Below are 14,430 nucleotides of genomic sequence, written 5' to 3' on the forward strand. Positions count from 1 at the left end.
ATTGAAATTTCTCCTGGTCCGGTCGGCAGTGAAAATCTGGAGCCGTTCGCTGCGTTGCTCCACGCGCACGCGGTACGGCTGACGGTTGAATCGCGGGTGTGGACAAGCCGGCGGCCCGGCCCGCCTCACTCCCGCAGATGGCAGGCCGCGAAATGGCCGGGCGTGACTTCGCGCATCGCAGGCTCCTCGACGCCGCAGCGGCCAAAGGAATAGGGGCAGCGCGTATGGAATCGGCAGCCTGCCGGCGGCTCCATCGGGCTGGGGACATCCCCCTTCAGTACGATCCGGCGCCGCTCCGCCTTCGGATTCGGGAGTGGAACGGCGGATAGCAGAGCCTCGGTGTAGGGGTGCTGCGGATGACGAAAGAGGTCTCGCTTGTCGGCAAGTTCGACGATCTTGCCCAGGTACATGACGGCGACTCGGTGGCTTATATGTTCAACCACCGCGAGGTCGTGTGCGATGAAGAGGTACCCGAGATTCAGCTCGCGCTGCAGGTCCGAGAGAAGATTGATGACCTGGGCCTGGACAGAGACGTCGAGGGCGGACACTGGCTCATCGAGGACGATCAGGCTCGGATTCAGCGCGAGTGCGCGGGCGATGCCTATGCGCTGCCGCTGCCCTCCCGAGAACTCGTGCGGATATCGAGACATCGCCTCCGGCCGCAAACCCACTTTTCCGAGGATCTCGACAACACGGTCCTGCAAAGCGGCTTTGCTCGCATTGCCGTAGTTGCGCATCGGCTCGGCGACGATTGCACCGACGTTCATTCGCGGATTGAGCGAAGAGAAGGGATCCTGGAAAACGACTTGGAGCTCGCGCCGAACAGATCGCATCTCTCGCCGCGAGAGTTGATCGATCCGCCGCCCCTGCAAAGACACGGTACCGGCGGTGGGATCCACCAGCCCGAGAATGGTCCTTCCGACGGTCGATTTGCCGCAGCCCGACTCTCCCACCAGTCCAAGCGTCTCGCCTTGGCCGATCGAGAAACTCACACCGTCGACAGCGTAGACATGGGCGCCGATGCCACCCAGGAAGCCCTTGCGCACCGGGTAATGTGTCTTCAGGTCCGCGACCTCGAGGAGCGGTTTCATCAGTAGGGGTGCCAGCAGGCGACAGAATGGGTTGGAGCCTTGTGCTCGAGCGGCGGCATCTGAGTCTTGCAGAGCGAAGTGGCTCGCCCACACCGCGGGACGAACGGGCAACCGACGATCTCCTCGGCGAGCGATGGCACCGTCCCTGGAATATCGGCAAGACGCGGGATCTCCCCACGCAGCGAAGCCCCGAGCCGAGGCACCGAAGCGAGAAGTCCGACGGTATAGGGATGGCGCGGAGATTCGAAAAGAGCTGCCACCGTGGCTTCCTCGACCTTCCGGCCCGCGTAAAGCACGACAACACGCTCGGCCATCTCAGCGACGACACCCAGGTCGTGGGTGATGAGGATGACGGCGGCCCCGATCTTCGACTTGAGTCCACGCATCAGGTCAAGGATCTGCGCCTGGATCGTCACGTCCAGGGCCGTCGTCGGCTCATCCGCTACCAGAAGTTTCGGGTTGCAAGCCAATGCCATGGCGATCATCACGCGCTGGCGCATGCCGCCGGAAAGCTCATGGGGGTATTGGTCCAGGCGCCGCTCCGGTTCCGGGATCTGGACGAGCCTCAGCATTTCGAGCGCGCGCGCCCTGGTTTCCTGCTTGGACAGGCTCTGGTGGATTGCGACTGCTTCTCCGATCTGGCGGCCGATCGTCAATACGGGATTGAGCGACGTCATCGGCTCCTGGAAGATCATCGAGATCTCATTACCGCGGATCCGACGCATCTCCGGCTCGGAAAGCGCGAGCAGATCGCGGCCCTGGAAGGTGATCCGACCCGATACCGTGCGCGCCGGCGGCGTCGGCAGGAGCCGAAGCACCGAGAGAGCAGTGATGGACTTGCCGCAACCGGATTCACCTACAACGGCAAGCGTCTCTCCCTCGCAGACGTGAAGCGACACTCCGTCGACAGCGCGCACGATTCCGTCTCGCGTGTAGAACCAGGTGCGCAGATTCTCAATCTCGAGAAGCGGCCGCCGGGCTTCCGGCATGGACTCGAGCCGCGAGGCGTGCGGGCCAGGGGCGGTTGCGATCTCGCTCACATGCGCCTCGCCAGCCGCGGATCGAGCGCAGCACTTATCCCATCGCCAAACAGGTTCACGGCAAGCACGGTAAGGGACAGGAAGATTCCGGGGAAAACAATGATCCACCACGCGATCTGGAAGAAGCTTCTTGCTTCAGAAATGATGTTTCCCCAGCTCGGGATACTCGGTGGTGTGCCAGCACCGATGAACGACAGTAGCGCCTCGGCGATCATTGCCGCCCCGCAGACGTAGGTGGCCTGCACCAGGAGAGGGGCGATCGTGTTCGGCAGGATATGGCGCATCAGAATCAGCGGCGTCGTCGTGCCGACCGTGATGGCGGCTTCAACGAACGGCTGGTCCCGCAAAGTGAGAACCGTACCTCGGACCAGCCTGGCCACTCGCGGCGTTTCAATGACGGTCAGCGCGATGATGACGTTTTGGATGCTCGGCTTGGTGAGCGCGACGAGCGCAATTGCGAGCAGGATCGATGGAATGGACATCAATCCGTCCATTACCCTCATGAGCACGGCGTCCGCCCACTTCAGAAAACCGGTCAGGAGACCAATGGCCAGGCCGAACACGGTGGACAAGACAGCCACCATCAAGCCCACGATCACGCTGACTCGCGCCCCATACAGAGTCCGGCTCCAGACATCGCGGCCCAGCATGTCCGTGCCGAACCAGAACTCGCTCGATGGTGCTCGCAGGCGGTGAATCGGCGAAACCGCCTCGGGGTCGACAGTCCAGAGGACCGGCGCCAACACGCCAACTGCAATGATGGCAACCAGGAGGCTTGCTCCCAAGGACGCCGCCGGATAGCGGCGCAGCGTCTGGGTCGTCCACCTGCGAACCGGCTGACGACGCCCGCTCGAGGCTGGAAGGGTGATGTCTGTCATCAGTAGCGCACTCGCGGATCGAAGAACGTGTATGAAATGTCAACCGCAAGATTGACGAGAACGTACGCGGCCGAGAAGAGCAGGATGAGGCCTTGGATCACCGGGTAGTCACGTCGGAGGATGGCGTCGACGACAAGCCGACCCATCCCCGGAATCGCGAATACGGTTTCCGTCACGACGACGCCGCCAATCAGGAGAGCGACGCCGATCCCGATGATCGTGGCGATCGGTACTGCCGCATTCTTCAGTGCGTGTCCGACCAGGACGTCCCTTTGATTCAGCCCCTTTGCCTTTGCAGTGCGGATGTAGTCCTGACCCAGGACATCCAGCATCGCGGCCCTGGTGATTCGGGCAACAAGCGCGACGAATGTGATGGTCAACGCCAGGCTTGGCAAGACGAGGTGGCGCAGAAACGGGCCGATTCCATCGTGGAAACTTCGATAACCCTGCACCGGAAGCCATCCGAACCCGATCGAGAACACGAGAATCAGGCCGTAGCCGATGACGAAGATCGGGACGGAGAATCCTCCGACGCCGAAGGCCATGACACAGCCGTCGATCCAGCTTCCGGCCTTCCACGCTGCGACAACCCCCATCGGAATGGCAATCACCACCGTCATGAGCATCGTGCTGATCGTGAGCGCGATCGTCGGCTCGATCCGCTGCTTCACAAGTTCAAGGACTGGATGATTGCTGAAGATCGACGTGCCGAGGTCCCCATGCAGCACGGCCCACAACCATCCGCCGAACCGAACGAGGAAGGGCTGGTCGAGACCGAGTTTCTGGCGGATGACGAGGATGTCCGCCTCGGTCGCGAGATCGCCTGCGATGATCGATGCAGGATCTCCGGGACTCAAGTACAGCAGCGAGAAGACAAATAGCGCCACGAGTCCCATGACGGGGATCGTGGCGACAAGTCTGCGAATGATGTAGGCGAGCATGAGGTCGGTGTTTCGCGAAAACTCTTCAAGCGATTTCTCTACTGACGATTCCGCGGCTCTCCGCCAACGCCCACACCTTCGCCGCCGCATCCGCCGCGTCGCGCAGGATCTTCCGCTCGTCCAGGTGCGGACACTTTCCGTCGCGCACGATCACCCGTCCATCGACAACCGTAGCGGCGATGTCGGCGCTTGATCCCTTCCAGATCACGTTCTTGACCGGATCCCATACGGGCTGGAGATGCGGCTTCGCAAGATCGAACACCAGTATGTCGGCCGTGGCCCCTGGCGACAGCCGGCCGAGATCAGGGCGACGAAGCGCCGACGCGCCCGTCAGGGTCGACGCGCGCACCAGATCGTATGCGTTGGCTACATAGCCTTTCTTGTGGAACAGCTTCGAGAACCAACCCGCCGTGCGCAGTTCACTGACCATGTTCATTCCATGGGAGTCCGTTCCGATGCCCGTTCGAACACCCGCACTCGCCGACCGCCAGAACGGTGCAACTGTCCCCTCTCGTGCAAAGCTGACGGTACAGTTCGCGACCACGGTATCGGTCGTCTTCAAGAGCTGGAGGTCGCTTTCCGAGAGTTCGATGCAATGGGCCGCGATGAGATCGGACCCGAGAAGGCCCACGTCGTGCAGGTACTCGACGGGAGTCTTGCCGTACTTGCTGGCGATGAGCTTCACTTCCTCGGGCGTCTGAGCGAGATGGATCGTCACCAGGCAACCGAGATCGTCTGCCGCGGCCCGCACGGCCCGAAGGAACTTCGGCGCGCAGGTATCGGGCGCGTGTGGCCCCAGCATTGCGCGCACTCGACTTCCCTCGCGTTCGTAGCGCTTCACGAGAGCCACCATCTTGTCGACACCGGAGGTGTCGTTTGGGTCGAGTTCGTAGCGGGGCATCCCGTCGGGGCCGATGTCCGTTGGACCGGCCGAGGAACCGGAAGGCGCGCCGTAAGCACGGATGCCCAGTTCCTCCGCGACATCGAAGAACACTTCCATGTCGGCCGGGAAATTATCGACGAGCGTTGTCGTGCCACCCTTCAGAACATCCAGCATCCCCAGCGTCACGAGGCTGCGGACTTCCGCGGCCGACAGCGTCTTCAGCGCGATCTTGGCCATCGGCATGAGCACCTGGTAGATCAGGCGAGACATCCACGGGGCTTCGAAGCGCGCGTCGTCGGGTACCCCGCGGAACATCGCACCATTGACCACGTGCGAATGAAGATTGATGAAGCCCGGAAGGACGAGGCTCTCCTCCACTTCGATCGTCTCGACCCCAGCCGCCGGTCGGTCCTTCGTCACGGCCTCGATGCGATTTCCTCGAACATGGACCCAGTGGTCCTTCAGAAGCTCCGGTTGCCCGCTCTTGTCCCAGGACAGCACCCAGCTGCCGTGTATTGCGAGAGTGTTGCTCATGTCGATCAAATTTATTTGATGGAGATGTTCCAGTAGAGATTCAGCGCCGACGGCAGAACCCCACTGACGTTATTTCGGAATGCGACGGGTAGGTTGACCATGCCGAGTGGAACGTATGCCACCGTGTCGTATCCGAGCGCCTGGATCTTCTTGGCGATCTCCTTGCGCTTGGCTGTGTCCCCTTCAGCAGCGAATTGACCTTTGAGCGCCTCGATCTGCTGGTCATTGACCCAACCTGGCCAGCCCTTCTCGCCTGCGCCGGAGAGCAGCACGGAGAATGGATCGAAATAGTCGATGGCGATGCCGTTGGTGGCGAACATGCTCCAGCCACCATTGCCGATCGGATCCTTCTTGCCGCGTCGCCCCACCAGGGTCTGGTAGTCCATGGGTTGCAGTTCGACGTTCATCCCGATGCGCTTGAGCGAATCGGCAACCATCAGCCCGAGCGTGTTGTTGATGTGTGAATCGACGGCGTGCAGGATGACGACCTTCTCTTGCTTGTACCCCGCACTCTTCAACAGCGCCTTCGCTTCCGAAACGCTGTGATTCTTCGCAATCGCGTTCCCGGCATCGGTCTCCCAGGGCGAGCCGCACGGGTAGAGCGAGAAGCAAGTCTTGAAGTATCGGGGGTCGCCGACCGTAGCAAGCATGATCTGCTTCTGGTCGATCGATGCCAGGATTGCCTGCCGGATCTTCTTACTGTCGGTTGGCGCCGCAACGTGATTGATGCGAAGGAACGCGAGCAAGCCGGTCGGATCCTTGATCTGCAACTTGACCCGCGGATTTGCCTCGAGCAACTTCAACATATCGGCCGGCGGGTTGAGCCAGTAATCGACCTCCCCTGCCTGCAGCGCGTTCATCGCAGTGCCCGTATCGGGAAGGCTGAGCAATTCGACCCGATCCACCTTGACGACCTTGCCGCCCGCGGTTCCGCCGGGCGCCTCCTTGCGCGGCACGTAGTGCGGGTTCTTGACGTAAACCGCTTTCGAGCCGAGTGCCCATTCATCCTGCTTGAAGACGAACGGACCTGACCCCATCGGATCTTTGATCGGCTGGAACGGATCGGTTTCCGCGATGCGCTTGGGCATCATGAAGGTGGGAATGGCAGTCTGCTTGGCCAGGGCCTGGAGCATCATCGGAAACGGTTTGTTCAGTTCGATGACGATCGTCCTCTGGTCCTTGGCGACGACGCTTTTCCAAAGCTTGGCCAGGTCCTGTCCCTGCGTATCGCGCGCCGCCCAGCGCCGCAGCGACGCCACGCAATCGTCCGCCGTGACCGGGGTTCCATTGCTCCATTTCAGCCCTTCCCGCAGGACGAAGGTCCAAATGAGCTGATCGTCGCTCACCGTCCAGCTGTCCGCCATCTGCGGCTTCGGCGCGAAATTCTCGTCAGTGCCGAGCAGGGTGTCGTAGACCATGAAGCCATGGTCCCGGGTCGCATAGGCGGTAGTCCAGATCGGGTCGAGAATCTTGAGTTCGTTGAGCGGCACGACCCGTAGGGTCGTTTGCGCATGCGCCACACCGGCACCAAGCGCCAGCAGGAGCAGCGCGAGCAAGCTGACGATCTTTAACCTGAAATTCGTCATCAAAGTCTCCATGTTCAAGACGGGTGGTCTTGGGCGGATCTTCGTGGGTCAGTGACACTGCCGCCTGCCAAATCGCGTCATCCTATGTGCGTGTTGCGACATTCGCGTCAAGGGCTTTCCCTAGCGCGGTGGCTGCAGTCTTGCGGCACTCGCTCGGCCGTGGAGACTGCCTGCCAGGATCGGTGTTTTTCCGCGAATCTCCTCGTGCAATCGGCGAGCGCGCTATCGACCTGCAGGGGCACTTTCGGAGTGATCCGGAGCTCGCCTGCGCCTCGATGCGCGAGGCTGCGAGCCGGCTGCGCGACCAAGATGAAGCCGATGTCGTGCGGCCTGGCTGCGCCGGCCTGGCGGCTTGCGCGATCGCCTGCAGGAGGCGTGGCGACCCCCGTGGCCGATCCTCTTCCCAAGCGGTCGCACAAGCCGCTGCGGACTCCTTGGCCAACGTGGAGACGACGAACGGGCGGGTCTCAGCCCCCGCTTGGATGGCCACGTTCCGGGTGGATGACCAGGGCGGACGGCACCTCAAGTTCGAATTCCGAGCGGGTTGTCCGTCGCTCGATGCCCACGGCCGTCGCACCCTGGCTCATCCGTTGCTTGTAAAGGCCCACCCAAGCCTGCTGAATCCGGGTGTCGAGTCCGAACACGAACTCGAGCAGTTCGTTGATCCGGGTCTCGATCAGCGGCACATGCGGGGTGCTTGGCCACACCTCGGCAAGCCAGTGGCACAGCGGCTCATAGTCGATGCATTGCGCCAGCGTTTCGGGCGACGCAGCCGCAGTACCGCTCGCGCGCAAGCTGACCCACACCGGTTGCGGCTCGATCTCACAGGGATGCACGCCGACCGCCAGGCGGATCTGCATCCGATCGATCCTGATCGTCCAGCCTGCCTTCACGGGAAGCGCGTTGTCACGAGGCCGCATTCGGCCGAACATCGCTCCAACATGGTCCAGCAGTAACCCATGAAGCTGCGCCGCACCAGCAATTCGTAGCTCCGTGCATCGTCGGTTTGCCACAGCCAGACGGACGTCTTGAAGAAGTGCGAGCCGGCGCTCATGCCGGGTCCGAATGCGCGGGGGTGCAGGTCCAGCGGGCAGCCTTGCGCCAGGATTTCGCGCGCTGGAGCGCCGCCCAGCTGCAGCACGGTGTAGCCGCTGCTGACGTCGGTCACTGCGTGATGTGTCGTTGCGAGCGCCGTCCGCAGATCGGCGGCGATTCGGTTCGACTCGCCTTGAGGGCCGATGACGAACCAGTCGTCCGGTCCCGCCCAGACCACGCGCACCAGGGCGTTGGACGAAGTCGTGCACGCCTGCGTCGGCAATGCGACCCCCAGCGCTTGCGACACCCCGGCGACGAATTCGCCATCGTCCGCCGACCCCCGCAAGTTGACGATGGTCAGCCCAGTGCGCCAGCCGGCGACGAGTTCACGCCCGAAGTCTCCAGACGCCACGCGGGCCGCTCCCGACGGGGCTGCGCGTTTCGCGAGTTCAAGCATTTTGACGCTCCGCCTTGGGATCGAAGAATACCGGGCTGGAGATGGTGGCTGTAACGCAGCGGCCATCGCGCATGGCGACCTTGACACGCTCCCCCATGCGGTCCTGCCCAGCCCTGACGAGCGCCAGTGCGATCGAGCGGCCGAGGGTGGGGCTGGCGTAGCTGGAAGTGACATGGCCGTCCATCGGCACAGGCGGCGCCTGCGGCTCGCCTGCAAGCACATGCGCGCCTTCAGGCAGCACGAATTGCGGGTCATCGGTGAGCAGGCCCACCAAGTGCTTGCGCCCGGCGCGTGCAGTGTCGCTGCGCGCGAGCGATCGCTTGCCAAGACTGTCCTTGGTCTTTGCCACCAGCCCGCCCATCCCGAGGTCGAAGGGACTCACCGAGCCATCGGTGTCCTGGCCAACGATGATGTAGCCCTTCTCGGCGCGAAGCACATGCATGGTCTCGGTGCCATAGGGCGTGATGCCGAACTGCGCACCCGCCGCGTGGATGGCCTCCCACACCTTGAGTCCATCGGCCGCCGGCACGTTGACCTCGTAGCAGCGCTCGCCCGAAAAACTGATCCGCATGATCCGTGATCGCACGCCGGCCACAGTACCTTCCCGATACGACATGAAAGGAAAAGCGGCGTCGTCGAAGTCAACGTCCGTGCACAGCAGTTTCAGCAACTCGCGACTCTTCGGACCCGCCACGGCGGTGGTCGCCCAATGGTCTGTCACCGTGGTCAGGTAGACCTTCAGGTGCGGCCACTCGGTCTGCAGCCAGCGCTCCAGCCAGGCCAGCACGCGCGCTGCACCGCCGGTGGTCGTGTGCATCAGGAAGTGGTTCTCGCCCAGGCGCACCGTGACACCGTCGTCGAACACCATGCCGTTCTCGTCGAGCATCAGGCCATACCGGCATTTGCCCACTTCGAGCTTGGCCCATGCGTTGCTGTAGACCCAATTCAGGAAGGTCGACGCATCGGGACCCTGGATATCGATCTTGCCCAGGGTAGTCGCATCGAGCGTGCCGACTCCCGACCGCACCGACAGCACCTCACGCCTCACCGCGGCATGCAGATCCTCGCCGTTTCTGGGGTAGTACCAGGGGCGCTTCCACTGACCCGCGTCCTCGAACAAGGCACCGTGCTTGACATGCCACTCGTGCATGGCGGTGGTGCGTATCGGCTCGAACGCATCGCCGAGTTCCAGCCCAGCCACCGCGCCGAATGTCACCGGCGTGTAGTTGGGCCGGAAGGTCGTCGTTCCCACCTCGGGGATCGTCTTGCCCAGGCACTGCGCGGCGATACCCATGCCGTTGATGTTTCCGGTCTTGCCTTGGTCCGTGCCGAACCCCATCGCGGTATAGCGCTTGATGTGTTCGATCGATTCGAAGCCCTCCCGAATGGCCAGATGGATGTCGGACGCGGCGACGTCGTTCTGCAGGTCGACGAACTGCTTCGGTGCGCGACTGACGCCGCGCGGATGGGGCACGAGCCACAACGCGCGGATGTCGCCGGCGTCGCTCTCATCGACCTTCGGTACCGGCATACCGGCGCTCTCGAAGCCAGCCGCGGCGGCAGCGCTGATGCCCGCGGCAAGCCCGTCCCGCGCGCTGTCGCGCAGCGTTCGTGCGCCCCCGCAGGCGCCGGCCGACCGGGCGCCCAGCGCCGGTGCGCCGGGAAGGAAAGCAGATCGCTGTTCGTCCCAAGCCGCCTTGCCGCCGGCCTGGCAGTGCAGGTGAATCACCGGGCTGAAGCCGCCCGACACGGCCAGCAGATCACAGCCCAGAGTGCGCTGCTCGCCGATGAGCCGCTCTTGCGCGTCGATGCCCTGTACCACCGCGCCGCGGACACGCTTGCCGCCGAGTGCTTCCGTCACCACGTGCCCGGTGAGGATCTCGATGCCGGCACTGCGGGCTGTCGCGCTCAAGCTACCACTGATCCCAGCACGTGCATCGATGACCCGTACCCCGGCGCCCGCATCCTTGAGCGCCAGCGCCGCTTCGTAGCCGGCGTCGTTGTTCGTGAAGACCACCGCCCGGCTCCCGGGCAGGACGGCGTAGCGGCGCACATACGTCGCAACGGCGTTGGCCAGCATGATGCCTGGAAGGTCGTTGTTGGCGAACACCAGTGGTCGCTCGTGCGCACCCGTAGCCAGCACCACCTGCTTCGCGCGCACCTTCCACAATCGTTCTCGAAACGCCGGTGCCTGGTCGATCGGAAGATGATCCGATCGACGCTCGATCAGAGTCACCAGGGTGTGATCCTGATAGCCGAAGGCGGTGGTGCGCGGCAGCACCGTCACCTCCGGCATGGCAGCCAATCTGGCGAGCGCATGGGCGACCCATTCTGCGGCCGGCAGTCCGTCGATCGTTTCATGACTGGTCAACAGCCAGCCGCCCAGTTCCGGCTGCTCGTCACACAGCACGACGCGCGCGCCCGTCAGTCCGGCGGCGAGCGCGGCGGTCAGACCGGCTATGCCCGCGCCGACCACCAACACATCGCAATGCGCGAAGCGCTTGGCGTAGCGATCGGGGTCGGCACGCTCCGGCGCCGACCCGAGTCCGCTCGACGCGCGGATCCGCTTCTCGAAAAAGTGCCACGCCGCTCGCGAAGCCATGAATGTCTTGTAGTAGAAGCCAGCGGGAATCACCCGCGCGAACAGGGCTTTGACGGACCGTACGTCCAGCGCGACGCCCGGGCTGGCGTGGACGGCACTGGCGGTCAGACCTTCGACCAGGGCGACCTCTGTCATCCGGGCGTTCGGTACGGTGCGGGCTCCGTCGAACAACTGCACCAGTCCATTCGGCTCCTCCACGCCGGCGGAGAGGATGCCTCGCGGCCGGTGGTACTTCCAGCTTCGTGCGACCAACGACACCTGGTTGGCGAGGAGGGCCGAAGCGAGCGTGTCCCCAGCGAATCCCTGGTACTTCCGGCCGTTGAACGTGAAGTTGATCACGCGATCGCGCGCGATGCGACCACCCGTTGAAAGACGCGCCTTCATACGTCGTTCCCAGGAAGCTCGGGCGACCGTTCTCCGATCTTCCACGTATCGTGGATGCGGTAACTGACGGTGTCACGCAGCAGGTTGAACCAGCGGCCGCAGCCACTCGAATGGCGCCACTGCTCGTGGTGCATGCCTTTGGGGTTCTTGCGCATGAAGAGATAGTCGCCCCATTGCACATCCGTCATCGATGAGGTGTCGGTCGGGCGCACGATGCCGCCTTCCCCGCCGCAACTGAACTCAGTCTCGGCACGCGGCCCACACCAGGGGCAGTTGATCTGCAGCATGACTCAGCGTCTCAGGAGTTGGTAGTGCTCAATGGGCCACGGCTGCCGCGCCGTGCTCGTCGATCAGGCGGCCGCTGTAGAAGCGGTCGAGCGAAAAGGCCTCGTTCAGGGCATGCGGCCGGTCCTGCGCAACCGTATGCGCCATGACCCAGCCCGATCCAGGCGTCGCCTTGAAGCCGCCGGTACCCCACCCGCAGTTGATGTAAAGCCCCTTGACGGGCGTGAGGCCGATGATCGGACAGGCATCGGGCGAGGTGTCCACGATGCCGCCCCATTGCCGGTTCATGCGAACGCGCGAAAACAGCGGGAACATCTCGACGATGGCCTGCAGCGTATGCTCGATCGTTTGGTAACTGCCGCGCTGGCCGTAGCCCGTGTACTGGTCGACGCCCGCACCGATCACCAGGTCGCCCTTGTCGGACTGGCTGATGTAGGCGTGGATCGCATTGCTCATCACCACATTCGGGAAGATCGGCTTGAGCGGCTCGGAGACCAGCGCCTGCAGCGGGCGGCTTTCGATCGGCAGGCGGATGCCGGCCATGTCGGCGACGACGCTGGAGTGGCCGGCGGCGACGATCGCCACCTTCTTCGCCTTGATGAAGCCTTTGACGGTCTCGACCCCGACGACGGCGCCGCCACTGCGGCGGATGCCGGTGACCTCGCAGTTCTGGATGATGTCCACGCCACGGGCATCCGCTGCGCGCGCGTAGCCCCAGGCAACCGCGTCGTGGCGTGCCACCCCCCCGCGTCGCTGCAGGGAGGCACCGAGCACCGGATAGCGCGTGTTGAGGTTGATGAAGGGAATCATCTCCTTGATCTGCGCCGGTGAGATGACTTCGCCATCGACACCGTTGAGCCGGTTCGCGGTGACGCGGCGCTCGATGTCGCGCATCTCCTGCAGGCTGTGGCCGAGGTTCATCACGCCGCGCTGGCTGAACATGACGTTGTAGTTGATGTCCTGCGCCAGCCCCTCCCACAGCTGCATCGACTTCTCGTACAACGCCGTCGATTCGTCCCACAGGTAGTTGGAACGCACGATGGTGGTGTTGCGGGCGGTGTTGCCGCCGCCGAGGTAGCCGCGCTCGAGGACGGCCACGTTGCGTATGCCGTGTTCCTTGGCCAGGTAGTAGGCCGTGGCCAGGCCATGGCCGCCCGCGCCGATCACGACGACGTCGTATTCGCGCTTGGGTTCGGGTGAGCGCCATTGCTTTTCCCAGCCCTCGTGATAGGACATGGAATTTCGAAGCAGCGACCAGATCGAAAAGTTCTGCATATCAGCCTCCAGTCTTGCTTCGGTTCAGCACTCGACGATGTTCACGGCAAGACCTCCCCGGGCCGTTTCCTTGTACTTGGTCATCATGTCGGCACCGGTCTCACGCATCGTCTTGATGACCTTGTCGAGGCTGACGTGGTGTGTGCCGTCTCCGCGCAGTGCCATGCGCGCCGCGTTGATGGCCTTGACCGCTGCGATCGCATTGCGCTCGATGCACGGGATCTGCACCAGTCCGCCGACCGGATCGCAGGTCAGGCCCAGGTGGTGCTCCATCCCGATCTCCGCGGCGTTTTCCGTCTGCTCCGGCGTTCCGCCCATCACCGCGCACAGGGCGCCGGCCGCCATGGAGCACGCCACACCCACTTCGCCCTGGCAGCCGACTTCGGCGCCCGAGATCGACGCGTTCGTCTTGTAGAGCATGCCGATGGCCGCTGCCGTGAGCAGGAAGTCGACCACGGCCTTATCGCTGGCACCGGGGACGAATCGGGTGAAATAGTGCAGGACGGCCGGGACGATTCCCGCAGCGCCATTGGTGGGCGCGGTGACGACGCGCCCGCCCGCGGCGTTCTCCTCGTTGACCGCCAGCGCGTAGAGGTTGACCCAGTCCATGACCTGCAGCGGATCGCGCAGCGCCGCCTCGGGATGGGCTGTCAAATCGCGTGCAAGCTGCGCGGCCCGACGTCTCACCTTGAAGCCACCGGGCAAGATGCCCTCGGTACGACAGCCCCGCGACACGCAATCCTGCATGACCTGCCAGATGCGGTGCAGGCCCGCATCGATTTCGGCGTCGCTGCGCCAATGGCCCTCGTTGCGCCGCATGATCTCCGCGATCGAGCAGCGTTGCGTGCGTGTCAGCTCCAGCAGCTCGGCGCCGCTCTGGAACGGATACGGCAGGTCGGCGATTTCGGGAACGATCGCCTTCTGCTTGCTGCCGTCGGCGGCCACCTCATCGCCGACCACGAACCCGCCGCCCACCGAGTAGTAGGTTCTCGATTGCAGCTCGCCACCTTGGGCGTCGAAGCCGGTGAATCGCATGCCGTTTGCATGGAACGGCAGGGTCTCGCGCCGGTTGAAGATGAGATCGGCCTTTTCGTCGAAAGCGATGGTCGCGCCGCCTGGCAGCTGAAGGCTCTTGCTGGCGCGCACCCGCTCCAGCAGGCCGGGAATGGCTTCGATGTCGACCGTTTCCGGGTGATGCCCCATCAGCCCCAGCAGTACGGCCTTGTCGCTGCCGTGGCCCTTGCCGGTAGCGCCGAGGGAGCCATAGAGCTCGCAACGTACGCGGGTTGTGCCGCCCAGAACACCTTCGAGCGCGAGGCGCTGCGTGAACATCCGCGCCGCGTGCATGGGGCCCACGGTGTGCGAACTGCTCGGTCCGATCCCGATCTTGAAAAGGTCGAAGGTGCTGATGGTCAAGTCGTGCTTTCCGGTGTCGGCTT

General features: G+C 63.7%; 12 protein-coding genes. All 12 read right to left on the minus strand.

Annotated elements, in window-relative coordinates; translation table 11 throughout:
* Positions 1–125 precede the first annotated feature (125 nt).
* Positions 126–1,091: an ABC transporter ATP-binding protein gene (locus tag V6M57_RS05940; RefSeq protein ID WP_332814070.1), complete on the minus strand. Its 966-nt coding sequence runs from the start codon at positions 1,089–1,091 to the stop codon at positions 126–128.
* A complete protein-coding gene (locus tag V6M57_RS05945) occupies positions 1,091–2,080 on the minus strand; it encodes an ABC transporter ATP-binding protein (protein ID WP_332814168.1) in 990 nt (329 codons plus the stop codon). The genes V6M57_RS05940 and V6M57_RS05945 overlap by 1 nt, the downstream gene beginning before the upstream one ends.
* Positions 2,081–2,127: 47 nt before the next feature.
* Positions 2,128–3,009 carry an ABC transporter permease gene (locus tag V6M57_RS05950; RefSeq protein ID WP_332814071.1) on the minus strand — a complete coding sequence of 294 codons (882 nt, stop codon included), beginning with the start codon at positions 3,007–3,009 and terminating at the stop codon, positions 2,128–2,130.
* On the minus strand, positions 3,009–3,950 hold the full coding sequence (locus tag V6M57_RS05955) for an ABC transporter permease (protein ID WP_332814072.1): 942 nt from the start codon (positions 3,948–3,950) through the stop codon (positions 3,009–3,011). The genes V6M57_RS05950 and V6M57_RS05955 overlap by 1 nt, the downstream gene beginning before the upstream one ends.
* Positions 3,951–3,975: 25 nt before the next feature.
* Positions 3,976–5,367: an amidohydrolase family protein gene (locus V6M57_RS05960; RefSeq protein ID WP_332814073.1), complete on the minus strand. Its 1,392-nt coding sequence runs from the start codon at positions 5,365–5,367 to the stop codon at positions 3,976–3,978.
* Between the two features lie 11 nt (positions 5,368–5,378).
* Positions 5,379–6,953, minus strand: coding sequence for an ABC transporter substrate-binding protein (locus V6M57_RS05965; RefSeq protein ID WP_332814074.1), 1,575 nt, complete (start codon positions 6,951–6,953; stop codon positions 5,379–5,381).
* A gap of 467 nt (positions 6,954–7,420) precedes the next feature.
* A complete protein-coding gene (locus V6M57_RS05970; protein WP_332814075.1) occupies positions 7,421–7,813 on the minus strand; it encodes a hypothetical protein in 393 nt (130 codons plus the stop codon).
* Positions 7,814–7,842: 29 nt separating this feature from the next.
* Positions 7,843–8,445 carry a sarcosine oxidase subunit gamma gene (locus V6M57_RS05975; RefSeq protein WP_332814076.1) on the minus strand — a complete coding sequence of 201 codons (603 nt, stop codon included), beginning with the start codon at positions 8,443–8,445 and terminating at the stop codon, positions 7,843–7,845.
* Positions 8,438–11,431 carry a sarcosine oxidase subunit alpha family protein gene (locus V6M57_RS05980; RefSeq protein WP_332814077.1) on the minus strand — a complete coding sequence of 998 codons (2,994 nt, stop codon included), beginning with the start codon at positions 11,429–11,431 and terminating at the stop codon, positions 8,438–8,440. The genes V6M57_RS05975 and V6M57_RS05980 overlap by 8 nt, the downstream gene beginning before the upstream one ends.
* Complete coding sequence (locus V6M57_RS05985) at positions 11,428–11,718, minus strand: sarcosine oxidase subunit delta (RefSeq protein WP_332814078.1); 291 nt, start codon at positions 11,716–11,718, stop codon at positions 11,428–11,430. Before V6M57_RS05985 ends, V6M57_RS05980 begins: the two co-directional genes overlap by 4 nt.
* A gap of 28 nt (positions 11,719–11,746) precedes the next feature.
* The gene (locus V6M57_RS05990) at positions 11,747–12,991 is read right to left on the minus strand and encodes a sarcosine oxidase subunit beta family protein (RefSeq protein WP_332814079.1); all 1,245 of its coding nucleotides are present in this window, start codon (positions 12,989–12,991) and stop codon (positions 11,747–11,749) included.
* Positions 12,992–13,015: 24 nt separating this feature from the next.
* A complete protein-coding gene (locus V6M57_RS05995) occupies positions 13,016–14,407 on the minus strand; it encodes an L-serine ammonia-lyase (protein WP_332814080.1) in 1,392 nt (463 codons plus the stop codon).
* Between the last annotated feature and the right edge of the window lie 23 nt (positions 14,408–14,430).

The organism is Ramlibacter sp. (assembly GCF_036676645.1).
Taxonomy (GTDB): Bacteria; Pseudomonadota; Gammaproteobacteria; order Burkholderiales; family Burkholderiaceae_C; genus Ramlibacter.